Raw genomic sequence first — 21748 nt, forward strand, 5'->3', positions numbered from 1 at the left:
GGTTCGGCAGGGAGTCAAGATGGCGGGCTCAGATGTGACCGATGTGGGCGAGCTTTTCGGGATTGGCCAGTCTCCTGAACGCCGTGATCCGCCCGTCGGCGATCTCCACGGTGTCGAGCCAGACCAGCTCGCCGCCGCGGTAGGTCGCCAGGGCCGAGTAGCCGTTCACCTCGATGATCTGGAACGCGTCAGGGCGCCTGATCTCGATCAGCCGGACCGTCAGCAGGGCGATCGGCTCGGCGCCCTGGACCGGCCTGCGCGCGGCGGTCACCTTGCCGCCGCCGTCGGCGACGTAGACGGCCTCGGGGTGCAGTAGCTCAATGAGCGCGGCCATGTCCCCCGCCTCGGCAGCCGCCTTGAAGGCCTTGAGCACGCGTTCGGTCTCGGCCCTGGACGCCCGGGGCTGCTCCTCGACCGCGGCGACCCGGGCCCGCGCACGGGAGGCGAGCTTGCGGCTGGCGGCGGGGGTGCCGCCAAGCACCTCGGCGATCCGGCCGAACGGGAAGTCGAAGACGTCGTGCAGCACCAGCGCGACGCGTTCGGCGGGGATGAGCCTCTCCATGACCACCAGCATCGCGGTGCTCACCGACTCGGCCATGAGCACCTGGGTGGCGGCGTCGGGCCCGGTCAGCAGCGGTTCGGGCAGCCAGGGTCCGACATAGGACTCGCGCCGGACGCGCGCCGACTTCAGCACGTTGTAGGACGTCCGGGCGGCCAGAGTCACCAGCCAGGCCCGCAGATTCCGCACCTCGGACAGGTCGGCGGCGGCGGCGCGCAACCAGACCTCCTGCGTCACGTCCTCAGCCTCGGCCACGGTGCCGAGGATCCGGTAGGCGGCCCCGAAGACCGCAGGGCGATGCGATGCCCAGTCGGCCTCCGCCAACGCGCCGGTCAGCTCCACCCTCGGCCTCCTCTCCCCCTCGGCCAGTGATCGACCCCCGATTCTAGGCAAACGATCTCTGACCACCCCGACCGAGGAGTGTTGAGAATCAGCGTCCGCGCCTTGATCAGAGGGTTCGCCCTGACTCTGACTCGCAGTAGATCTCGGTCTCTTCCCCGTGGCAGTGGGCCAAAGTCACTGCCGTAGCGTCCGCTTCGGCAACGGGACAGAATTTCCGTCAAGCCAGGTCAGTGACCTCGGAAGCCTCCGGCTGGGCTGTTGAGTCGATCGCTTATAGCGCAAGTTCACCCATCGGTGGGCTGTTTCCCCACGGAAGGGTGGATAGCGATGATCAGGCGGTGGGGTCGTCCGTCCTCGGCCTGCTCGTCGTGATACTTGCTGACCAGCGAAGTCACCACCCCGGACAGCTCTTCGGCGAAGGCCGCCCGGTCGGCGGCCGAAGCGAAGCGGACCTCGCCGTCGATGGCGAACGTCGCGACCCGCTTCTTCGCCTTCGTCGCGCCGGTGACGAGGGTGCCCACGTCACGTACCAGACGAGCGGCCACGGCCAGCAGCCAGCGGGCCGAGAGCTGGTCGGGGGCGCGGGACGGGTCGGGTTCGACCGCCGACAGGGCCGTCGGCGAGATGACGTAGGAGGCGGCCGACGCCTGCATGACGCGTTCGGTGCAGTTGCCCTTGCGCCGCTCTTCGACGAGCTCCACGAGGCCGTGGCGTTCCAGGGCTCTGAGGTGGTAGTTGACCTTCTGCCTGGCCAGACCGATCTTGGCGGCCAGCATCGTGGCCGAGCCCGGCTCGGCGAGCTCGGCCAGCAGCCGGGCGCGCACCGGATCCAGCGACACCTCGGCGGCGGCCGGGTCCTCAATCACCGCGACTTCGTACATGGCTCCACGCTGACACCGACAATTAATGCTGTCAAGCTATCTGCTGTTGTCAGTCCAGTGGGGGTCGCGGCCCAGGTAGGCGAGCAGCCGGTCCTGTGCGGGGGCTTGGGGGGCGGTGCGCAACGGTAAGGCGAAGCGGGCCGGGCGGTCGGCGTCCGTGGCGAAGAGGTGGGCCAGTGGCAGGAGCTCGGCCGCCATAGGCGCCGGGATGGGGCTTTGGTGACCGCAGGCTCGGGCCACGTCCCAGGCGTGCACGGTCACCTCGACGGCACCGACACCGCACACCGTCGCGGCCGTCAACGGGCAGCCACCGACGGAGACGATGGCCGCCCGGGCGTTTGCCCAGGTGCGGAGCAGGCTGGTGGCGCGGTCCCGCAACGCGATCACAGGATCGCCCTCGCCGCCAACCACCACCGGACCTCCCAACGCCGGACCTCCCGAGGCCGAGTCGCCTGCCACCGGCGGGCCATGGGTGGTGGTGGCGTTGGTGGCAGCCGGAGTGATGGCGTTGGGCTTGTTGTGGCCGTCGCTGATCGGCGGGATGAGGGTGATGTGGCCGAAGGCTGCGGCTTCCTCCAGTGCCGTGAACGAGTCGTTCGCGTGCGCCAGCAACTCGCGCAGATCCCAGCCATCGCATGGGGTGGGACGGTCCAGATCGCCGGGCGTGACCAGGCTCAGGCAGCCCAGCGCGTACTCGATGGCCCGCCCCAGCAGAGCGACGCCGCCCATGCGGGGATCAACGGTGGTGTCGGCGTTGGTCGTGGGTGGGGACTCTCTCATCTTTGCCTCCCTCTCCCCTGTGCAGACAAGGCGGCGGGTGGAAAGTCACCGGTCCCGCGACCCCGACCCGCCGCGGGCTCGTGGGCGGGCACGGGGGATCCCCAGGCGGCGGGGCGCGCCTGGGGATCGGTAGCAGTGATCCGCTACTCGCAAGTATTCGTTTCCGGGGTGCAGAGCTTGATCTCGGGGTAGGTCGCCGACGACTTGTCCAGCAGGGGCTGCGGCTTCTTCAGCAGGTGCAGGTCGAAGAAGGCGCCGACGTACCTGCGGGTGATCTCCATGGAGCGCGCGCCCTTCACGTCCGCGCCGACGTCGAGACCCAGCTCGTCAGCCAGCGCCACGATGTCGGTGAAGGACTCGTGGATGGCGCCGGTCAGCAGGATCCAGCGCTTCCACCCGGTCAGGAGCTTCCAGTCGCGCTCCCACGTGGCGACCGCCGAGCCGCCTGTCCCCGGTGTGTACGTGGCGGACTTGCCCAGGAACATGAACGGCCGCGACAGCTGGGTGTCGAGGATCCCGGTATCCGTGGTGCCGTCGATGTCGATCCCGGCGCGGATCCGGGAGTCGTTGAGCAGCGCGGCGACGACGCTGGCACCGCCCGCGGAGTGGCCGGCCATCGCGATCCGGGACGGGTCGATCAGGGAGGCGCCCTTCCCCTTCGGGTGCCGCCCGGTCAACTGGTCGAGTACGAAGGAGACATCGGCCGCCCGTCCCTTCGACATTTTCGTGAAGAGGGATTCGTCGTGGTCGCCCTCGCAGGGGACACAGGTGGTGACCCGTCCGTCGGGGAAGCTCTGGCCGACGTTCTCGTAGGTGTGACCGATTGCGGCCACCACATAGCCCCTGCTCGCCAGATCCTCGGCGAGGCCGGACAGCGTGCTGCGGGACTTCTTGAAACCGGGGGAAAGCACCACCAGGGGCAGGCCGCGCTTACGCCCTGCCGGTTTCGCGTCGGTGAACGCGTTGGTCCGCGTCTTGCTCAGCGCGTCGAGCGGGACGCCGGTGATCTTTCCGTCTTTGAGGAGGAGTTCCGACTCCTTCGGCGTCATGTACTGCGCCCGCTGACGGCCCGGTGACTTGGCCGGGTACCACAGGGAGACCATGAGCTCTCGCGCCTTCATGGAGGGGACCCACGGGTCGGGGCGGGAGGCGTCCTTCAGGTACAGGGACGTGACGCCGACCGAGTGAGGGCCGGTGGGCTTGGGCAGGAACGGCGTAGCGCTGACCTCGGCCGATGGCGTGGCAGATGCGACGGAGGCGGACGCGGATGTGGCGGATGCCGACGCGACGGATGCGGACGCGGCGGGGACCGTGATGGCCGACGTGATCAGGGCGAGGAGTCCGACGACAGCGGCCAGGCCGTCGCGCGTGACCCGGTGCCGAAGCTGGGCCGTGCCGGCGCTGTCTGTGGGGGCATGACTCATGAAGGTGTCTGTCCTTTCGATGGGGCTGCTACCGCGCCGGGAGGCTCCCGTGGGCGGCCTGATTTCGGGCAGGGTCGAGTGCCCCCGGAACAGGCGTCAGCGTGGCGCCGATCTCAGCTGCGGGGGAGGTACAAGGCCGGAGAGGCGGGCGGCCAGGAGGTCGGCCGCTCCTTGCCTGGGCGGGCCGGGCTAGGGGTTGGTGGTCAGGGCAGGCGGGTGCGGGTCCACCGGATGCAGAGCCAGGTCAACAGGGCGGAGAGGGTGAGGAAGATCGCTGTCTCGATCCCTTGCAGGGCCCAGAAGCGGCTGGCGGGCTGGTAGGTCACGAGTTGCCGGTAGCCGAGGGCGCTGAGCTTCGCGAAGCACTCCTGGCTGGGCACAGGATGGGTCTCGGATACCTGCCGCGGCGGCATCACGCAGGTGGCCGTCCAGGGCGGCGCCGTGACTGCCTGTCCGGCGGCGTCTACGGTCTCGGCAGCCAGGACCCAGGCGCCCCGCGGTCCGGCCACGGCCAGCTCCGCCACCCCGCCGGAGCCGCTCACACCCAGCTTCGAGATGTTCGCCGAGGTGATCGGGATGGTGTCCTGCGCTGCGGGGATCACGTACGGGCGCACCGCGAAAAGGACGGCGACCTGGACGGCGACGAACACGGCGAGGGTGACGGCCATGGCGAGCACAGTGCGGCGCAGGAGAATCCCGGCGGCGACCCCGAGGACGAAGGCGAAGACCGCATAGCCGACGGGCACGATCCCGCGCGCGCCGAACACCGGCGGCGAAACACGCGAGGCGAAGGCATCGGCCCCGGTCACGCTGACGACGTGCGCGAGCGTGGAAGGCTGGCTGGCAGCGTCGATGGAACCGGCCCACCAGGTGACCGCGAGGCTGAGCAGCCCGGCCGCGGTCGCGGCGGCCAGGCCGGTGAGGGCGAGCTTGGTGGCCAGCCAGCGGGTGCGGGTGACGGTCTGGTTCCACGCCAGGCGGTAGGTACCGGCCTCCAGCTCCCGGGTGACCAGCGGGGCGCCCCAGAAGATGCCGATGATGGCGGGCAGCCCGTACACCAGCATGATGCCGGCGTTGTACACCTTGTCCTCGGCCGAGGTGAGCCGCGCGACGCCGGAGCCGGGCAGCGGCGGGCCGGTGATCACGAGAATGACGACGAGAACGGCGAGGAGGCCGTACACCGCCATGGCCTGTCCGCGGAACTGCCGCCAGGCCAGCCAGATCATCGAAGCACCTCCAGGGCGGGGCGGCGGCCCGAGCCCGAGCCGGAGCCGACGCGGGCGGTCCGGCCCATGTAGGCCAGGACGAGGTCTTCCAAGCCGATCGTGCTGACGGTCCAGGCGGGATCGAGGATCGGTGCCTCGGTACGGATGATCAGCGTGGTCTGCCGGTCGGTGTGGCTGGCGGAGATGACGTGCTGGTCCGCGGGGAGGGTGGCGATGTCGCGGCGGGGTCCGACCAGCCGGTGGTGGGTGGCCAGGAGCCCGTCTATCTCCCCGGTGATCTCGACCTGGGAGGTGACCAGCACGATGAGGTGGTCACAGACGCGTTCCAGGTCGGCGACCAGGTGGGAGGAGAGCACGACGCTGAGTCCGTGTTCGGCGACAGCCTCCATAAGGTCTTGCAGGACCTCCCGCCGGGCGAGCGGGTCGAGGGCGGCCACCGGCTCGTCGAGGATCAGCAACTCGGGTCGTTTGGCGAGGCCCAGGGTCAGGGCGAGCTGGGCGCGCTGACCGCCCGACAGCTTCCCGGCCCGCTGGTTCGGGTCCAGGCCGAGCCGCTCGATCCGCCGGCGCGCCAGGGCGTCGTCCCAGCTCGGGTTGAGCCGGGCCCCGAGGCGCAGGTGGTCGGAGACGGTCAATCTCGCATAGGTGGGGGTGTCCTGGGCGACGTAGCCGACCTTCGCCAGTTGCGCCGGGCCGCTGCCGGGGCGGCCGCCGCACACCTCGATCGTGCCCGCCGTCGGCGTCAGCATCCCGGCGGCCAGGTTCAGCAGCGTCGACTTCCCGGCGCCGTTGGGGCCGACCAGGCCGGTCACGTGCCCGGCCGGGATCTCCAGGGTGCAGTCGGTCAACGCCCAGCGCCGTTGGTACTTCTTGCCCAGCGCTCGGGCCCGCAGAACCGCGGTCATGAGGTCTCCTCCGGAGCCTCCATATCGAGGCCCTCGCTGCGGTCGGTCACGCTATGTTCTCCTGAGCGGCGGTCCGAAAGGTGGTCATGAACAGGGCCTCGATGCTCTCGTCGTCGAGCCCGGCCAGGCGGGCCTTGGCCAGCCAGCGCCGCAGGTCCTGCCGCAGCGGACCGTGCGCGGCCAGCGAGGCGTCGGCCAGCGTCCGGGTCACGAACGTGCCGACACCCGGGCGGGCGGCTACAAGCCCGTCGTGTTCGAGTTCCCGGTAGGCCTTGAGCACGGTGTTGGGGTTGATCGCCAACCGCGCCACCACGTCCTTGACCGTCGGAAGCTGGTCTCCCTCTCGCAGCAGACCCAGCCTCAGCGCCTGCCGTACCTGCTGGACCACCTGCAGGTACGGCGAGACACCGGACCGGACGTCCAGATGGAACTCGATCACGTATTCCTCCATTTATCTACTTATATAGCACTTTAGACCTTGAGGCAGACGACTCGTCAAAACCAAGGTCTCCCGCGCGAGCCCGCGCTCCTCGGCCTTGGCGCTCTACGCTGGGCAGCGAGCGAGAGGAATCCTCATGACCGTGCTTGGCAGGCTGTTCGACAGGTTCCTCGGGCTGCCGGAGGCGGTGGCCGATGATGTCGCGGTCGCGCGTGATCTGCGGGTCGCGATGCCCGACGGCGCGGTGCTGCTCGCCGATCGCTACCGGCCTCGTGGTGCCGGGCCGCTGCCCGTGGTCTTGATGCGCACGCCGTACGGAAAGCACCGGATCGACGTGCTGGCGCTCGCGGGTGTGCTGGCCAGGCGCGGGATGCAGGTCGTCGTCCAGAACACCCGGGGCGTCTTCGGCTCCGGCGGCCGCTTCCACGCCTTTCATCAGGAGAAGGACGACGGCCTGGCCACGGCGGCGTGGCTGCGCGCGCAGCCGTGGTGTGACGGGCGGCTGGCCATGGCGGGGGCCAGCTATCTCGGCTACACGCAGTGGGCGGTCGGGCCCTACCTGGATCCACCGCTGGAGGCGATGGGGCTGGGGATCACGGCCAGCGAGTTCGTCAGCACGTTCTATCCGGGCGGCGTTCTGGGCCTGCACAACATGCTGACCTGGTCGGCGCTGATCGGCACCCAGGAGGAGGCGCTGCTGGGCGGGCTGCTGCCCGACCCCCGCCAGGAGCGGCGCGTACGGCGGGCCATGGCGCACGTCCCCATCGGCACATCCGACGTGGCGGCGATCGGCAAGCCGGAGCCGTTCCTGCGCGAGGTGGCGGCGCACGCGGAGCCGGGCGACGACTTCTGGGCGGCCACCGACCACAGCGCGGCCGTGGCCAGGATGACCACGCCGACCAGCATGGTGACCGGCTGGTGGGACCTGTTCCTGCCCGCGCAGCTACGTGACTTCGCCGCGCTGCGGGAGGCGGGGCGGCACAGCCGGATCACGATCGGCCCGTGGGGGCATGACCTGGGCGCGATACGCGCCCTGATGATCGACCAGGTGTCGTGGCTGTCCGCGCACCTGCTCGGCGACACCGCTCAGCTCTACCAGGCGCCAGTACGCCTCTACCTGCAGAAGGCCAACCGCTGGCTGGACTTCGACCGGTGGCCGCCCGCGGAGTCCACTCCGACGCCGCTGTATCTGCGCAACGGTCAGGGGCTCGGCTGGGAGGCGCCGGACAAGAGCGATTCCGGCACGTTCGTCTACGATCCGGCACACCCCACACGGTCGCCGGGCGGTCCGATGCTGTCGGCCAAGGAGCTCGGCCAGCGCGACAACCGGGAGGTGGAGCGCCGCTCCGACGTACTCGTCCACACCGCCTCGCCGCTCACCCGGGATCTCGACCTGGTCGGACCGGTTTCGGCCGTCGTGCACGTACGGACTGACACGGGGCATGCCGACCTGTTCGTACGGCTCTGCGACGTCGATCCCTCGGGCGTCTCCCGGAACGTCACCGACGGCATCGTCCGCCTGCCCTCAGGCTCGCAGGGCGTGACCCGGGCCGAGGTCGAGCTACACCCGACCGGGTACCGCTTCCGGAAGGGGCACCGGCTGCGGGTGCAGGTGGCGGGGGGCGCGTTCCCGAGGTTCGCGCGTAACCATGGAACCGGCGAGCCGGCGGGCGGGGCCGTGCGCACGCGGAGAACCTCGTTCGAAATCTTTCATGGTCCGGAATATCCGTCGGCATTGATCCTTCCAATTCTCGGATAAAAGCCACAAATGCCCCTTTATCGCGAACATGGTCAATTAGCGGCGGCGGGAGGGACGTCGTAGCCTCTGAAGATGGATCCGGATCGCGGTCGTCACGAATGGGGCGATCGAGGCAGAAAACGCACAGTCATCGCAGGCTGCCTGGTGGTCTGTGGCATCGGCGCGATTATCTGGCTGATTGCCCTGGGCGCGATCTGGTATTTCTTTTTACGATCATAAAGTTCGAGCTCGCCAAGGTCACCGACGATCCGTCGGTACGGTTACGCGCCTACGAAAAGGCACGCTACCCGCACATCTCTCTGGTCTCCCGGCTGGCCAGGCGCAATCCCGCCAACTGGCGCATCCCCCCGCTGATAGGCCGCCTGTTCCCAGAAACATCCCACACCGCCATGCTCGCCCGCTTCAGCACCGCCTGACCGCGCCCGCTGTGCGATCCGTCTCACCGCAGCCCCGGACGGAACGCTCCTAGCGGCTCTTTCACGGGTGCGTCCGTGGCGACTCAGAAATGCTGCAGCCCGGTCACCCGGAGCAGGTCGAGTGCCGTGGCCTCGGGGGATCCCGGTTCGGCCGAGTACACGAGCATGGTCTGGCTGCTGTCCGGGAGCAGGAGGGTGTCGCAGTCGAGCGTGATCGTTCCCAGACTGGGGTGACTGATGCTCTTGGACGCGGTACGCCATGGGGAGGATCGGCCCTCCCGCCACAGCTCGTCGAATCGCGGGCTGCCATGACGGAGTTCCCTGATCAGTTGGGCCAGGTCGGGGTCGTTGGGGTAGCGGGCATGGGCGGCACGTAGGGTGCCGACCGAGGCGCGGGCCGCCGCGTCGTCTTCGTCCGGACCTGCGGCGACCTGGCAGCGGCTACTGCCGAGAAAGCGCTGCCAGATGAGGTTGCGTTGCCGCTGGGGCCATGCGGACATGTCGCCTTGAAGTGCCGCCGCGAGGGGATTCCAGGCCAGCACGTCGCCCTTGGCCGACAGCACCAGCACGGGCAGATCCGCCATGCGGTCCAGCAGCCGGAACACGCTCGGGCGTACGACCATGGCGATGCGTCCGGCCTGCGGCGGCTCGTGGTCGGCGAGCCGGAATATCAGGTCACGGTCATCGTCGTCGAGCCGCAGGGCCTGGGCCAACGCGGCGATGACCTGGCTCGAGGGCCGTGGCCCGCGCCCCTGCTCGAGGCGGACCACGTAATCGACGCTCAGACCCGCGAGCATGGCCACTTCCTCCCGCCGCAGACCTGGCACCTGGCGGCGCATGCCCGTCGGCAGCCCGACGTCCTGCGGTCGCACCCTTGCCCGGGCGGTGCGGAGTACTTCGGCGAGTTCGGGGCGGTTCACTCCCCGATCATGCCGCACAGACCGCGCCGACCGGGTGGTACCGCAGGTCCCATGCCTCAGCGGTCCTGGCGGGCACCGGGCGCGGGCACTGATGATCGGCTCCATGACAGACGTGAAGACGGTGGCGCTGGTCACCGGAGCGAACAAAGGGCTGGGCCGGGAGACCGTACGCCGCCTGGCCGAAAGACAGTGGCTGGTCCTCCTGGCCGCTCGGGACCGGGAACGGGGCAGGCAGGCCGCGGACACGCTGGCGGGTGAGGGGCTCGAGGTCGAGTTCGTCGAGCTCGACGTGACCTCGGACGAATCCGTGGCGGCGGCCGTGAAGGCCGTCGCCGAGCGCGTGGGTCGCCTGGATGTGCTGGTCAACAACGCCGGCGTCGGTGGCCCGTTGCTGGATCCGGCCGACATGGACGCCGACACGCTACGGGAGCTGTACGAGGTCAACGTGTTCGGTCAGGTGCGCGTCACCCACGCGTTCCTGCCGTTGCTTCGGAAGTCGGAACAGCCCCGCATCGTCATGGTGTCCAGCGCTCTCGCCTCGCTGACACACGCCGGCGACCCTGCCCGCCCCGAGTCCGGCTTCCTCAGCCTGGACTATGCCTCATCCAAGTCGGCACTCAACATGATCGTGTCCCAGTACGCCCGAGCGCTGCCGGCGTTCAAGGTCAACGCCGCGGATCCGGGCAACCCCGCCACCGACATGAACCATCACACGGGTATCCACACCGTCGCCGAGGGGGCCACTGCGATCATCAGGTTGGCCACCTTGGACGCTGACGGGCCGACCGGAGGCTTTTTCGACGCCAACGGTCCCGTCCCCTGGTAGGAGTGAAGATGACCACGATTCTGACCATTGGGTTGCATCCGAGTGCGATCGACTACACCGAGCATCCGGGCCTTGATGAGGCGACGCTCACCGCACGGATCGAGCGGGGCGATGCGGCTCTGCGGGCGGCGGGCTTCGACGCGGTGTCGTGCCTGATCGGTACCGACCCGGACGAAGCAGAGAAGACCATCCGTGAACGGTTGTCCGAGGGCCCTTTCGGCGTGGCCATGATCGGAGGTGGTGTGCGCATGGTGCCCGAGCACACCCTCCTGTTCGAACGGCTGATCAACGTACTGGTGACGACGACACCCGGAATCCGGTTCTGCTTCAACACCACACCTGAGACGACGGTCGACGCCATTCGCCGTTGGATATAGCCCTCGGGAACCTCTCGCCGCTCGGCAGCGTACGTGACGTGAGAGCAGGGAGGTTCGATGAAGCGGATGGCGATCGGAGCGGTGCTCATAGTGACTGCCGGGTGCGCCGCCGGCGGCCAGGTGGCGAAGCCGGGATCGGCGCCCGCCACCACCGGCCGGGCCCCGTCGCAGACTCCCGGCACCACCACTTCCACCAAGGTGGCGTGTCATGGGACGGCGGTGGTCACCCAGGGCGATGGGTTTCCCGAGGTGCGGGGCGTCTCGCGGGACGCCGAGGTGTGGGGGTTGCTGTTCGCTCCGGTTCCGTTTCAGCGGGGCAAGGAGGTCAAGATCGTGTGGCGGATGACCGGTGAGGGGCCGCTGAAGGTCACGGCCGTGCTGGCCGATGGCACGCGGGCCAGGCCCACGTTCGGTCCCGAGCAGCACGGCGGGTCGTCGTGGCAGCGGCCGGGTGAGGAGTGGGGCACGGGGTTCGTCTTCCCCAAGGCCGGCTGCTACCGGGTGGACCTGACGCGGACCCGCGGATCGGGCCACTTGTGGCTACCCGTGAAATGAACCCGTCACCCGTGAAATGAGCCCGTCACCCGTGAAATGAGTCAGTGGCCGAGGACGCGGTCGATGAAGGTGGTGACGTCTGTCAGGACCTCGTCCCGGTTCGTCTCGTTGAACACCTCGTGCCGGGCATCCGGATAGATCCGTTCGGTCAGGTCGTCGCCGCGGATCGTCTCGATGCCGGTACGACTGGAGGTCAGCGGGACGAGCTGGTCGTCGGCGCCGTGGATCCAGAGCGTGGGCAGGCTGCCGAGTGTTCCGCCCTTGGAGATCGAGGCGATCGTCGTGGCGAACGCCTCCAGCGTGGGTCGTTTGAACGGGCCGTGCCAGACCAGCGGATCCTCGGCGTAGGCGACGCCGACGGCCGGGTCACGGGAGAGTGTGGCCGGGTCGATGGGGATGTCGGGGAGCTCGTCGAGGGACAGCAGGACGGGGATCACCTCCCATTCGCCGATCACCGGGCCCGACAGGACGAGCGCGGCCAGCCCGTCGCCGTAGCGCTGGGCGTAGCGGGCCGCGATCATGCCGCCCATCGAGTGACCGATCAGCACGACCGGTACGCGCGGGTGGTCGGCCCTGGCCTGCTCCTCCACGGCATGTACGTCGGTCACCACGTCCTCGAAGTCGACCACGAGTGCCCGGTCGCCCTTCGACTTGCCGTGGCCGACGTGGTCGAGCCCGTAGACCGCGGCGCCGTGCCGGACCAAGGTGTCGGCGACGTACTCATAACGGCCGATGTGCTCGCCGTACCCGTGGACCAGGATGGTGATGAAGCGCGGCTGATCGTGCGGCCATTCGCGCACCGCGATCGCGGCGCGCGTGCCGGTGAACGTGCGTTCCCTCGAACTGGCCATGTCACTCCGTGTGTCCGGAATGCGGCGAGCGTACGCCCCACCCGGCCGGTCGGTCCAGCATCAGGACCAACCATGAAAAATTACTGCCATGCGTGACAAGTGTGGCGAAAACTGTTTTAATCCCACGCTAGGTGCCACCGGGGCGGCACAGGCCCCGTGTGACCGTTTTTCCTCGAAATCACGGCTTCGTGGGGAAAGGCAGGCCCGTGGGAGCTCCAAGTGGCGAAGTCATCGTCACGGGCGGTCTCGGATTCATCGGCTCACATCTGGTGGACGCGTATCTCGCAGCGGGCCACCGAGTAACGATCATCGACTCCAACGCAGGCGCGGTCATCGACGGCGAGGACTATGACGCCGATCCCCGCTGCACGGTCGTCCGGCAGCGGGTGGAGGACTACCTGGCGGCGGGCGGCGACTTCGCCGGTGCCGACCGCGTCATCCACGCGGCCTCGTACGTCGGCCCCGCGAGCATCCTGTCCAGGGCCGGCCGGCTCGGCCACGACATCATCGGCAGCACCGCGCCGGTCATCGACGCCTGCATCGGCGCCGGTGCGCCGCTGTGCCTGTTCAGCTCGGCCGAGGTGTACGGCCGCAGCGGCGTGCTCGACGAGAAGGACGACATCCTCGTACCGACGCAGTACAACACCCGCATCGAGTACGCGATCGCCAAGACGCTGGCCGAGGCGATGGTCTCCAACAGCCGCCAGCACGGCCTGCGCGGGGTCGTCATCCGGCCGTTCAACGTGGCGGGGGCGCGGCAGTCGCGGGCGGGCGGGTTCGTCATGCCCACGTTCGTCCAGCAGGCGCTGGCCGAGAAGCCGATCACCGTGTTCGCGGGCGGCGAGCAGGTCAGGGCGTTCATCGCGGCGAGCGACCTGACCGGGTTCCTCATCGGCTACATGGACGCGGCGCTGGACAGCGACGACATCATCATCAACGTCGGCAACCCGGCGAACGCGATCACCATCATGGAGCTGGCCCACCGGGTGAGGGACCTGCTCGGCAGCCCGTCACCCATCGTCAGCGTCGACGGCAGGAGCGTTCACGGGCCGCACTACGCCGAGGCCGAGTCGTTCCACAAGATCCCGGCGCTGCGGGCGGCGACGGGTCTCGGCTGGCAGCCCCGGATCGCGCTCGACGAGCTGATCCTGAGCACCGCCGAGTACTACCGCGCCCGCGAGGACCGGAGGGCAGTGAATGCGCCGCTTTGACCGGGTGCTAGTGATCTCTCCCCACGCCGACGACGAGGTACTCGGCTGCGGCGGCCTGATCGCCGCCCAGGTCGGGGCGGGGGCCGAGGTCCACGTCCTGTATCTGGCGGTCGACGGGATGCGGCACTACGGCCTCGACGGCGCCACCAGCTATCGGCAGCGGCTGGACGAGATCGAGGCCGTCCGGTCCACACTGGGCTTCACGTACGAGATCGCGTACGGCGACATGGACCTGACCGAGCGGCTGGACACGCTGCCGCGCCGGGAGCTGGTCGACCTGTTCGAGCGGGCGCTGAACGAGCGGCGGCCCGACCTGCTGCTGCTGCCGAGCTTCGCCGACTACGACCAGGATCATTTGGCGGTGTTCGGCGCCGGGTTCGCGGCGGCCCGGCCCATCGCCCAGCAGTTCGGCAAGTGGCTGGTGCCGACCGTGCTGCTGTACGAGATGTCGAAGATCCAGTGGGCGGCCGAGCCAATGCCGCGCTCGACCGCCTTCTGCGACATCAGCTCCCACATGGAACGCAAGCTTGAGGCACTGCGCGGCTACCAGAGCCAGCACCGGCCCTCTCCGCACATCAGGAGCGAGGAGTCGGTGACGGCGCTGGCGACGCTGCGCGGGGCGGAGATCGGAGTCACCCACGCCGAAGCGTTCGGCGTGCTTAGGGAGGTCCTGTGAAGAAGTTCGCCTTCTGCACCGGTATGGAGTTCGCGGCCCCGGCCGTGGACGTGCTGGCCGCTCAGGGCACTCCCCCGTCGCTGCTCATCGGCTACCCGCCCCAGCTACAGCACCGCTCGGGCTACGCGCCGCTGCAGGAGGCGGCGGAGAAGTACGACATCCCGCTCCTGGAGACCGCCGACATCAACGACGGCCGGACGCACGAGCTGGTCACCAGCCTGGGCATCGACCTGTTCGTGGTGGCCGGCTGGTCGCAACTGGTCCGCGAACCGCTCCTGTCGGCGTGCCCGCTCGGCTCCGTCGGGCTGCACCCCACCCGGCTGCCCGAGGGCCGGGGGCGGGCCCCGCTGCCCTGGACGATCATCAAGGGCATCCGGTCGAGCGCGGTCAGCCTGTTCTTCCTGAACGAGGGTGCCGACGAGGGCGAGCTGATCGCCCAGCGCGAGTTCGCGGTGAGCCGTCGCGACGACGTCACCGAGGTGTACCGCAAGGTGACCGAGATCAACATCGAACTGCTCGCCAAGTACGTCCCGCTGCTGCTCGCCGGCCAGGTGGTGGCCCGCCCGCAGCCGCCGGGCGGCTCGGTCTGGGAACGGCGGCGGCCGGAGGACGGCCTGATCGACTGGTCCAAGTCCGCGAGCGAGGTCTACGACTGGGTACGCGCGCTGGCCGCGCCGTACCCGGGAGCCTTCACCTTCGTCGACGAACGCAAGCTGTTCGTGCACAGCGCCGACCTCATCGAGTGGGGCGACCATCGGGAGCCGCCGGGCACCGTGCTGGCGCCGGTCTGGTCGACCGGCAGCGCCGGGGTGCTGGTGGCGTGCGGCTCCGGACTGCTCATCGTCCGCGAGGCGCAGTGGGAGGGAACCGGCCGGCGTGATGCGCTGTCCCTCTTGGAGGCGGGCGAGCTCGCGGTCGGCACATGCCTGGGGACGTAACCCTCACCGGGGCGGTGATGGCGCATCCCAAGCGCAGGGAGGCGGCCATCAGGCTGGCGGGCGGTGTCCTGGACGTGGTCACCGACCCGGATCCGGCCGGGCGGCCGTCGGCGTTCCGGACGTCGCTGCTGGCCTGGTCGAGCATCCCCGAGGGGGCCACGCACCACGTACTGCTGCACGACGACATGGTGCTGTCCGACACGTTCTTCGAACGGGCGACGATGGCCGCCCAGGCCATGCCGGACGCGGCGCTGGCGCTGTTCGCGTTCTGGAACTCGCGTAACGGCGCCGCCGTACGGCTGGGCGCGCTCGCCGGGGCGCGCTGGGTGCGCGGGGCCGGAGAGTACACGCCCGTCGCGGCGCTGCTGCTCCCCCGGCGGGTCGCCGAGGGGTACGTGGAGTGGGCCCGCGATCGGGGCGACACGTGGCCGGACGACGTGCTGATGGGCCGCTATCTCCGGCAGGCCGGCGTGCCGGTGTACGTCGCGGTGCCCAGCCTGGCCGAGCACGAGGACCTGGCGAGCCTGGTGGAGAACGACTTCCAGGGCCTGCGGCGCTCGCCCTGCTTCTTCGCCGACGATCCGCTGCTGGATGAGGATCGGGTGCTCGGGTCCTTGGCCGCGATCCCGTTCTTCAAGCGAGGGGTGGCGCAGTGCGCGGTGCCCGGCGCTTCGGGGTGGCGGGACATCCGGTGCGAGGACTACCTGGACGGGCGCGGCTTCGACGTCGGCGCTCTGCGGGCGCGGTACGACAGCCCGTGGTGGCCGCTCTGGCTGACGGCCTTCACGATGGGCGTGGTACGCGAAGGCTCCGGGGACCCTCGGGTGATGGATCGGGCACTGGGGACCATGGGGCCCGGCGGGCTCTGTCATGAGCTCGGGTCACGCGAGCTGGCCCGGCTGTCGGACGAACTCCTCGACGTGGCGCGGGCCGGGCTCTCGGCGGGGCTCGCGGCGTCTCCACAGGCTGTGGAACGGCCGACGGTGGCCGTGACCGGGGCTGACACGTGGCTGCGCGAGCAGCTCACGTGGGCGCTCGCCGATCGGGGCTACCTGGCCGCCGGTGATCCCGACGCGGTGGTGCACGTCTGCGCGCTGGACGCCGATCCGGATGAGGAGGTACGACTGGCGCGCGCGGCCTTTTCGGCCTTCTCGGGCTCTTCGGACCCTTCTGGCTCTTCGGGCTCTTTGGGCTTCGGCGGGCGGAAGATCTTGGTCGGCTCGTGCGGGATGGAGGTCGAGGGCGCGGTGGTGTTGCGCCTCGGCGAGCCGTACGGGCCGGGGATGCCGCAGGGCGGGATCGTGGCGGACTCGGTGCTGCGGTCGTCGCTGAACCGGCCGCTGCGGGCCGGTGGCGGGGTTGTGCGGCTCGTGCACGTACGGGATGTCGCCGCTGCCGTCATTGCCGCTCTGACCCGTGGGGCCGGGGTGTTCGACATCGCCGGCCCGGAGCCGGTGAGTGGGTGGGAGCTGGCGGAGGCGGTGGCCAAGGCGGTCCGGCCCGTGCCGATCGAGGCCGCCGCCTCCGGTGGGGCGGTGGCCGGGGCGGTGGTGAGCGTCGAGCGGGCCTTCAGTGAGCTGGGGTGGCGGCCGGAGGTGGAGCTCGACTACGGCCTGCACACGTGTGCGCAGTGGCTGGCCTACGAGAGCGACCGCCAGTAGAGCCGCCCGTCGGGGGTCGCGATGACGAGCCGCCCTGAGGCGGCGGCCAGCACGATGCGGCTCCCGGAGAGGGTCGGCGTAGGCCCGTCGTGCCCGGAGAGGGTCGGTGCGGGGGTGGTCGTGGGCCGGGCTGGGCCGAGGTCGGTCCAGTCGGTGTTGTGGCGGTTGACCGGTCTCGTCAGTACGCGGTCGCCTGCGATGGCGTACAGGCGGCCGTTCATCGCTGTCAGGCTCGTGGCTCCTTCCCCGGTGCCCATCCGGGCCCAGGTGGCGTCCGTGAGGCGGCGGATGGGGAGGTGCCAGAGCTCGTCGTCCGATGTGACGGCGAACAGGGCCTCGTCGGCGGCGGCCAGGCCCGTGGCGTGCTCCGGGGCTCGGCTGACATCCGCCCACGGAGTGGAGGTGAGCACGGGGTCGCGGTAGCGGATGGTGCCGTCGGGGGCCAGGCCGTACAGGCCCGCCGGTGGGCCGCCGTGGGCTTCGCGGGGGGCGGCGAGCGCCAGGGCGTCGGTGGTGTCGATCGGGCGCCAGGGCAGGTTCTGGCCGGACAGGTCGCGCGTGCTCAGCACCCCGTCGGCCCTGGCCGCGAACAGCCGGTTCTCACACACGACGAGCGCGACCGGCTGCGGCTGGGACTCCTCAGGAGGGGCCGTAGGAGACACGGCCGTCACGAGAGGCGCGGCCATCGCGGGCATCGCGGGAGTGGAACGCCGGGATTCCGGAGTCGGGAGCAGCGGGGCTTCCGAGGACGGACGCCCGGGGCCGGACGGGCCGATGTCCTCCCACAGGGGTGGGCCCAGGGGGCGGGAGAGGTGGGTCAGGACGTTGTGGGTGATGTGGGACAGGATTGGGTCGGTGGCCAGGGTGTTGCCCCAGTTGATGGTGCCCGCGTTGAAGATCGTCCCGGCGCCCAGCCGGTGCACGCCCATGGTGGCCGCGCCGCCCCTGCCGTACCTGCGCCAGTGCGACAGGTCCGCCGTGGCGAGGACGACGAACGACGGCGGGGTGCCGTCGCGGCCCGTGGCCCGGGGGACGCCGTCCAGCCACTCCAGGTCGGCGGCGTCCGTCTCGTAGCCGAGCGCGCCCCTGCCGAACGTGTCGCCGTCCCGCAGGCCGGTGCCCGCGTAGACCCAGTGGTCGGTGAAGCGGGCCGTGTAGGACTCCTGGGACATCACGCGCGAGTCGACCCAGCAGCCGGCGCCGTTGCGGAAGGTCAGGCCGGTGAGGGTGTTCTCGGGTCGGTTGACGGGGTCGCTGGGCCACTCGACCGTAGTGCGGCCGGGGTCGGTGCGTGAGAGGGGGTCGGCGACGGCGTCGCGGTAGCAGACCATCGTCCGGAGGTCGTCCTCGAAGCGGACCTGCCACCAGCAGGTGTTTCCGGAGAATATGGCGATATTTCCACCGGCCCGCGCGAACGCCTCCACCGCGTCCCGCATCTCCCACGACCAGTACTCGTCGTGCCCGTTGATCACCAGCAGCCGGTAACGGCTCAGCAGGTCGAGACCGTCGTGCAGGTCCAGCCCCGAGCAGTAGTCGACGGCGTACCCCGACGGCCCGAGCCAGCGCAGCAGCCCGAGCTCCCACTCCTCGACCTGCGGCCCCGCGCCCGGCCGGTCGAAGCTGACCTTGACCGCGCGATCGGGCTGCTCGGACTGGTAGAGCCCTTCACCGGGCACGCCGGGCCGGTTGTACGCCTCCCAGGTGGGAAAGGGAATCGCCACCATCACCGGCGAAGCAGGCACACTCGCACGTACGACGAAATATGCGGACTCGTTGCCGACGACGGCGCGATAGAGCGAGCTGGGCCAGTCCGCGCCCACCTTGAGCGTCCAGGTGTCGCCCTCGGCCGTGTCCCGGAGCACGACCCGCCCCGTCGGCACGTCCTCGACAAAGATCGTGCCCCCGCTCCCGAGCAGGTGGAACCGGAGCGTCTCCCCCTGCGCGCACGACGTGGCCGCCGCGTACAGGCTCATGCGAACGCCGCCTCGACCAGCGTCGACTCCATGTCGAACAGGAACCGCTCGATCCCCGGCGGCGCGAGCAGCCCGGTGTCGGCGTACAGCGACACCTCCATCCGCCCCGGCTCGCCGCCGACGTGCAGCCGGAAGTCGCAGATGTTGCGGTCCATGGTGTCCGTCCAGACCAGTTCGGTCCGATCCATTGAGGCGCGTACGGCCCGTTCGTCCAGACCTGTCACCCCGTCGCGCTGCACCAGCCGCTGGTCGTTGAAGCAGCCGAACGACCTGATCCCCGGCCCCACGGCCGACACCGCCTCCTCCATCGCGTACGGATCGAACTGGGCCTGCCGGTAGGCCCGCAAGGCCACCTGCCAGCCCTGCCGGGCCAACTCCCCGAAGTCCGGCGTACCGAGGTCGAGCAGCACGAGCCCCTCCTGCGAGATCGTCGAGACCACGTCGCGGCGCTCGGCCGCGAACCGGTTGCTGACGATCACCCGCATGCCGCAGAACCGCTGGCCCGTGAGCCGCCCGGCGAGCCGGGCCGCGGCCGTGAGCAGCACCGTCGAGGAGCTCACCCGCTCGCGGGCGGCCACGGCCTGCGCCGCCGCGGCGATGGCCGCGGAGGTCATCGTGGCCTCCCAGTACCGCGGGCGCCGCGGGACGTCCGACAGGGCCATGGGATCCATGCGCCGGTATTCGGACAGCCAGAAGGCCAGGGCCTCGTCGGACATACGCTTGCCCTCGGCCGAGCGCTGCCACTCGGCGAGCTCACGCGGTGTGGCGCTCTCCACCGGTGGCAGCGAGTCGCGCAGCAGGAGCAGCCGGAAGTCCTTCACCAGGAGATCGGCGGCGTGCCCGTCGGCGGCCAGGTGGCAGAGGACCAGCACGACATGCCGGACATAGTCGCCGGTCACGAGGAACGCCACCCGCAGCGGCCACTCCTCCCAGTAGTCGAACGGCTCGGCCGACAGCCGGTCGCACACCACCTGAGCGGATTCGTCCGTCACCTCGACGTACGGCCGGGCGATGGGCGAGATCCGCTGCCGGGGGCAGTCGGGGGGCCCGCTGAGCCGGGTGCGCAGCGCCTCGTGCCGCTCGACGAGCCCGTCCAGGGCCGCGACGGCGCGCTCGACGGTGACGGGCCGCTTCGGCGCGGCGAAGATCCGGCCGATGTTGAGATAGTGCTCCTGTGGCCGCGCCGCCACGACGGCCCGCCAGATGTCCTGCTGCCCCCATGTGAGCGGCGACTCAAGCATGGAGCCGTAAGTAGTTCACCAGCTCGTCCAGGCTGTCGGCCGAGGTCAGGTCCAGCTCGACGCCGAACTCCGCCTCCACCGCGTCGATCAATCTGAGATAGCCGAGTGAGGTGACGCCGAGATCGGCCAGCCTGGCCTCTCCGGCCAGCACCTCTTCTGCCTCGACCGCGCCGTCGGTGGCCTTGGCGACCATGTCGGCGAGCCGTCCGCGTAGTTCTCCGTCCGTCTGCACCTGGCAAAGCCCTCCCGTTTTCAGGGAAATCCGGGGCGAGTGTGTCACGCGGGGCCAGACGGCGGCAAGCGCCTGCCGGTAAGGGGTTGACGCATTTGTGCATTTTTTCTAGCGTCTTGCGGCAGCCCGATAATAATTTTGGGGGTGGTTCAGTCGGCCCTGCCTGTCCCTGCTCTGCTGAGCTCACGAGCGGCCACCGACCCCGACCACGAGGCCCTCATCGTCGCCGGAACGGGCGGCCTGACACTCGGCGAGTGGGACGAGCGCTCCAACGCCGCCGCCCACGGCCTGCTCGACCAGGGCGTACGGCGAGGTGACCGGGTCGCGCTGGTGTTCGGCGGCCGTGACTGGCTCGACTACGCGGTGAGCTGGATGGCGGTGCTGAAGGCGGGCGCCGTCGCGGTGCCACTGTCGGACCGCCTGGCCGCCCCGGAGCTCGCCCATCTGATCGAGCACTGCGGCGCGACCACGACCATCCGAAGCGGCGACGAATTCCGCGGCCCGTCCACCCCTGTCCTCGTCGAGGCCGATCCGCTCGATCTCGCCCAGATCCTCTACACCTCCGGCACCACCGGGCAGCCCAAGGGCGTGGCGGCCAGCCACGCGAACCTCACCTCCCCGCCCGTCCACCCCAAACGCCGCCCGTTCGCTCACTCCCGGCATCTGGTGCACGCCTTCCCCATCGGCACGAACGCCGGCCAGGTCATGCTGCTCCACGCGCTGACCGCCGCACCCACTGTGGTCACCCCGCCGCTGTTCACGCCGGCCCGCTTCGCGGCGCTCGTGGAGTCGTACGCGGCCGGGACCGTGTTCGTGGTGCCCGCGATGGCCATCGAGCTGCTCGGCGCGCGTGTCCAGGACCGCCACGACCTGTCGAGCGTGCTGCTGCTCGGCTCGGCCGCCGCCGCGCTGCCGCCGAGGGTCGCGGCCGAGCTGACCGAGGCGTTCCCGAACGCGACGGTCGCGAACTACTACACCTCGACCGAGGCGGCCCCCGCCCAGACCATCATGATCTACGACCCCGACCGGCCGGGCGCGCTCGGGCACGCGGCCGGCAGCCTGAAGATCGCGGACGCCGACGGCGAACCGGCCGCGCCGGGCGAGACCGGCGAGGTGTGGCTGCGCGCCGCCGCGCACTCCCGCGCCTACTACGGCGAGCAGCGGCACGACACCTTCCAGGACGGCTGGGTACGCATGGGCGACCTCGGCTACCTCGACGACGACGGCTACCTGTACCTCGTCGACCGGGAGAGCGACGTGATCAAGTCGGGCGCCTTCAAGGTCTCGACGATCCAGGTCGAGGCCGCGCTGCACGAGCATCCGGCCGTGTCCGAGGCGTCGGTGTTCGGGGTGCCGCACCCGGTGATGGGCATGGCGGTGGCGGCGGCGGTCGTGTCCCGCGAGCCGGTGACGCTGGCCGGCGTACGGGCCTTCCTGGCCGAGCGGCTCGCCCAGCACGAACTGCCCACCCGGCTGCTGTGCGTGGACACGCTGCCCAGGAACGCCGCCGGAAAAGTGAACAAGCGAGAACTGCGCAGTTCGGCAGAGGAGTGAGC

At 70.1% G+C, this 21748-nt stretch carries 22 protein-coding genes; 10 read left to right on the forward strand and 12 right to left on the reverse strand.

Annotation, left to right across the window (positions count from 1 at the left end):
• Positions 1-28: 28 nt before the first annotated feature.
• The 7 genes from sigJ to KLK06_RS30685 form a co-directional block, all read right to left on the reverse strand.
• Positions 29-901, reverse strand: coding sequence for an RNA polymerase sigma factor SigJ (sigJ, locus tag KLK06_RS30655; protein WP_308168518.1), 873 nt, complete (start codon positions 899-901; stop codon positions 29-31).
• A 284-nt stretch (positions 902-1185) separates the two neighbouring features.
• On the reverse strand, positions 1186-1782 hold the full coding sequence (locus tag KLK06_RS30660; protein WP_214639134.1) for a helix-turn-helix domain-containing protein: 597 nt from the start codon (positions 1780-1782) through the stop codon (positions 1186-1188).
• A 36-nt stretch (positions 1783-1818) separates the two neighbouring features.
• The gene (locus tag KLK06_RS30665) at positions 1819-2562 is read right to left on the reverse strand and encodes a maleylpyruvate isomerase N-terminal domain-containing protein (RefSeq protein WP_214639135.1); all 744 of its coding nucleotides are present in this window, start codon (positions 2560-2562) and stop codon (positions 1819-1821) included.
• A 143-nt stretch (positions 2563-2705) separates the two neighbouring features.
• Positions 2706-3986 carry an alpha/beta hydrolase gene (locus KLK06_RS30670; protein WP_214639136.1) on the reverse strand — a complete coding sequence of 427 codons (1281 nt, stop codon included), beginning with the start codon at positions 3984-3986 and terminating at the stop codon, positions 2706-2708.
• Between the two features lie 203 nt (positions 3987-4189).
• Positions 4190-5212 (reverse strand): ABC transporter permease, encoded by a 1023-nt coding sequence (locus KLK06_RS30675; protein ID WP_214639137.1) that lies wholly within the window; start codon positions 5210-5212, stop codon positions 4190-4192.
• Positions 5209-6117, reverse strand: a complete 909-nt coding sequence (locus KLK06_RS30680) for an ABC transporter ATP-binding protein (protein ID WP_214639138.1) — start codon at positions 6115-6117, stop codon at positions 5209-5211. Before KLK06_RS30680 ends, KLK06_RS30675 begins: the two co-directional genes overlap by 4 nt.
• A gap of 46 nt (positions 6118-6163) precedes the next feature.
• Positions 6164-6556, reverse strand: coding sequence for a GntR family transcriptional regulator (locus KLK06_RS30685; protein WP_308168519.1), 393 nt, complete (start codon positions 6554-6556; stop codon positions 6164-6166).
• Between the two features lie 136 nt (positions 6557-6692).
• Between KLK06_RS30685 and KLK06_RS30690 the strand changes: the two genes are divergently transcribed.
• On the forward strand, positions 6693-8315 hold the full coding sequence (locus tag KLK06_RS30690) for a CocE/NonD family hydrolase (protein WP_214639140.1): 1623 nt from the start codon (positions 6693-6695) through the stop codon (positions 8313-8315).
• A gap of 98 nt (positions 8316-8413) precedes the next feature.
• The gene (locus KLK06_RS30695; protein WP_214639141.1) at positions 8414-8731 is read left to right on the forward strand and encodes an NAD(P)-dependent oxidoreductase; all 318 of its coding nucleotides are present in this window, start codon (positions 8414-8416) and stop codon (positions 8729-8731) included.
• Between the two features lie 83 nt (positions 8732-8814).
• Here the strand turns inward: KLK06_RS30695 and KLK06_RS30700 are convergent, their stop codons facing one another.
• Positions 8815-9651: a helix-turn-helix domain-containing protein gene (locus tag KLK06_RS30700; protein WP_214639142.1), complete on the reverse strand. Its 837-nt coding sequence runs from the start codon at positions 9649-9651 to the stop codon at positions 8815-8817.
• A gap of 103 nt (positions 9652-9754) precedes the next feature.
• Between KLK06_RS30700 and KLK06_RS30705 the strand changes: the two genes are divergently transcribed.
• Genes KLK06_RS30705 through KLK06_RS30715 form a run of 3 tightly spaced genes read left to right on the forward strand, consistent with a single transcriptional unit; the run spans position 9755 to position 11409 of the window.
• On the forward strand, positions 9755-10477 hold the full coding sequence (locus tag KLK06_RS30705; RefSeq protein WP_250906275.1) for an SDR family oxidoreductase: 723 nt from the start codon (positions 9755-9757) through the stop codon (positions 10475-10477).
• Positions 10478-10485: 8 nt separating this feature from the next.
• On the forward strand, positions 10486-10854 hold the full coding sequence (locus tag KLK06_RS30710; RefSeq protein WP_214639144.1) for a hypothetical protein: 369 nt from the start codon (positions 10486-10488) through the stop codon (positions 10852-10854).
• Positions 10855-10911: 57 nt separating this feature from the next.
• On the forward strand, positions 10912-11409 hold the full coding sequence (locus KLK06_RS30715) for a hypothetical protein (protein ID WP_214639145.1): 498 nt from the start codon (positions 10912-10914) through the stop codon (positions 11407-11409).
• A 41-nt stretch (positions 11410-11450) separates the two neighbouring features.
• On the opposite strand, the gene KLK06_RS30720 is transcribed toward KLK06_RS30715, so the two are convergent.
• Positions 11451-12260, reverse strand: a complete 810-nt coding sequence (locus KLK06_RS30720; protein WP_214639146.1) for an alpha/beta hydrolase — start codon at positions 12258-12260, stop codon at positions 11451-11453.
• 206 nt (positions 12261-12466) lie between these two features.
• Between KLK06_RS30720 and KLK06_RS30725 the strand changes: the two genes are divergently transcribed.
• Genes KLK06_RS30725 through KLK06_RS30740 form a run of 4 tightly spaced genes read left to right on the forward strand, consistent with a single transcriptional unit; the run spans position 12467 to position 16746 of the window.
• Positions 12467-13471 (forward strand): NAD-dependent epimerase/dehydratase family protein, encoded by a 1005-nt coding sequence (locus KLK06_RS30725; RefSeq protein ID WP_308168520.1) that lies wholly within the window; start codon positions 12467-12469, stop codon positions 13469-13471.
• Positions 13458-14147 carry a PIG-L deacetylase family protein gene (locus KLK06_RS30730; protein ID WP_214639148.1) on the forward strand — a complete coding sequence of 230 codons (690 nt, stop codon included), beginning with the start codon at positions 13458-13460 and terminating at the stop codon, positions 14145-14147. The genes KLK06_RS30725 and KLK06_RS30730 overlap by 14 nt, the downstream gene beginning before the upstream one ends.
• Positions 14144-15085 (forward strand): methionyl-tRNA formyltransferase, encoded by a 942-nt coding sequence (locus tag KLK06_RS30735; RefSeq protein ID WP_214639149.1) that lies wholly within the window; start codon positions 14144-14146, stop codon positions 15083-15085. The genes KLK06_RS30730 and KLK06_RS30735 overlap by 4 nt, the downstream gene beginning before the upstream one ends.
• Positions 15070-16746, forward strand: coding sequence for an NAD(P)-dependent oxidoreductase (locus tag KLK06_RS30740; protein ID WP_214639150.1), 1677 nt, complete (start codon positions 15070-15072; stop codon positions 16744-16746). Before KLK06_RS30735 ends, KLK06_RS30740 begins: the two co-directional genes overlap by 16 nt.
• Here KLK06_RS30740 and KLK06_RS30745 read toward each other — a convergent pair.
• From KLK06_RS30745 to KLK06_RS30755, 3 genes are read right to left on the reverse strand one after another with little or no spacing between them, the layout of a single operon-like run.
• Positions 16725-18719 (reverse strand): N,N-dimethylformamidase beta subunit family domain-containing protein, encoded by a 1995-nt coding sequence (locus KLK06_RS30745; RefSeq protein WP_214639151.1) that lies wholly within the window; start codon positions 18717-18719, stop codon positions 16725-16727. The two genes, KLK06_RS30740 and KLK06_RS30745, sit on opposite strands and share 22 nt — an antisense overlap.
• Positions 18716-19960 carry a condensation domain-containing protein gene (locus KLK06_RS30750; protein ID WP_214639152.1) on the reverse strand — a complete coding sequence of 415 codons (1245 nt, stop codon included), beginning with the start codon at positions 19958-19960 and terminating at the stop codon, positions 18716-18718. The genes KLK06_RS30745 and KLK06_RS30750 overlap by 4 nt, the downstream gene beginning before the upstream one ends.
• Positions 19953-20192, reverse strand: a complete 240-nt coding sequence (locus tag KLK06_RS30755; RefSeq protein ID WP_308168521.1) for an acyl carrier protein — start codon at positions 20190-20192, stop codon at positions 19953-19955. The genes KLK06_RS30750 and KLK06_RS30755 overlap by 8 nt, the downstream gene beginning before the upstream one ends.
• A gap of 144 nt (positions 20193-20336) precedes the next feature.
• Here KLK06_RS30755 and KLK06_RS30760 point away from each other — a divergent pair, with 144 nt between their 5' ends.
• The gene (locus KLK06_RS30760) at positions 20337-21746 is read left to right on the forward strand and encodes an AMP-binding protein (protein WP_308168522.1); all 1410 of its coding nucleotides are present in this window, start codon (positions 20337-20339) and stop codon (positions 21744-21746) included.
• Positions 21747-21748 lie beyond the last annotated feature (2 nt).

The sequence above is a fragment of the Nonomuraea sp. NEAU-A123 genome (assembly GCF_018603905.1).
Taxonomy (GTDB): Bacteria; Actinomycetota; Actinomycetes; order Streptosporangiales; family Streptosporangiaceae; genus Nonomuraea.

Excerpts from the sequence above, each read along its gene's own strand:
- KLK06_RS30690 (WP_214639140.1), top strand. The coding sequence starts at position 6,693 with ATGACCGTGCTTGGCAGGCTGTTCGACAGGTTCCTCGGGCTGCCGGAG.
- KLK06_RS30745 (WP_214639151.1), bottom strand. The coding sequence starts at position 18,719 with ATGAGCCTGTACGCGGCGGCCACGTCGTGCGCGCAGGGGGAGACGCTC.
- KLK06_RS30750 (WP_214639152.1), bottom strand. The coding sequence starts at position 19,960 with ATGCTTGAGTCGCCGCTCACATGGGGGCAGCAGGACATCTGGCGGGCC.
- KLK06_RS30675 (WP_214639137.1), bottom strand. The coding sequence starts at position 5,212 with ATGATCTGGCTGGCCTGGCGGCAGTTCCGCGGACAGGCCATGGCGGTG.
- KLK06_RS30680 (WP_214639138.1), bottom strand. The coding sequence starts at position 6,117 with ATGACCGCGGTTCTGCGGGCCCGAGCGCTGGGCAAGAAGTACCAACGG.
- KLK06_RS30710 (WP_214639144.1), top strand. The coding sequence starts at position 10,486 with ATGACCACGATTCTGACCATTGGGTTGCATCCGAGTGCGATCGACTAC.
- KLK06_RS30695 (WP_214639141.1), top strand. The coding sequence starts at position 8,414 with ATGGGGCGATCGAGGCAGAAAACGCACAGTCATCGCAGGCTGCCTGGT.
- KLK06_RS30670 (WP_214639136.1), bottom strand. The coding sequence starts at position 3,986 with ATGAGTCATGCCCCCACAGACAGCGCCGGCACGGCCCAGCTTCGGCAC.
- KLK06_RS30660 (WP_214639134.1), bottom strand. The coding sequence starts at position 1,782 with ATGTACGAAGTCGCGGTGATTGAGGACCCGGCCGCCGCCGAGGTGTCG.
- KLK06_RS30740 (WP_214639150.1), top strand. The coding sequence starts at position 15,070 with ATGCCTGGGGACGTAACCCTCACCGGGGCGGTGATGGCGCATCCCAAG.
- KLK06_RS30705 (WP_250906275.1), top strand. The coding sequence starts at position 9,755 with ATGACAGACGTGAAGACGGTGGCGCTGGTCACCGGAGCGAACAAAGGG.
- KLK06_RS30665 (WP_214639135.1), bottom strand. The coding sequence starts at position 2,562 with ATGAGAGAGTCCCCACCCACGACCAACGCCGACACCACCGTTGATCCC.
- KLK06_RS30720 (WP_214639146.1), bottom strand. The coding sequence starts at position 12,260 with ATGGCCAGTTCGAGGGAACGCACGTTCACCGGCACGCGCGCCGCGATC.
- KLK06_RS30730 (WP_214639148.1), top strand. The coding sequence starts at position 13,458 with ATGCGCCGCTTTGACCGGGTGCTAGTGATCTCTCCCCACGCCGACGAC.
- KLK06_RS30715 (WP_214639145.1), top strand. The coding sequence starts at position 10,912 with ATGAAGCGGATGGCGATCGGAGCGGTGCTCATAGTGACTGCCGGGTGC.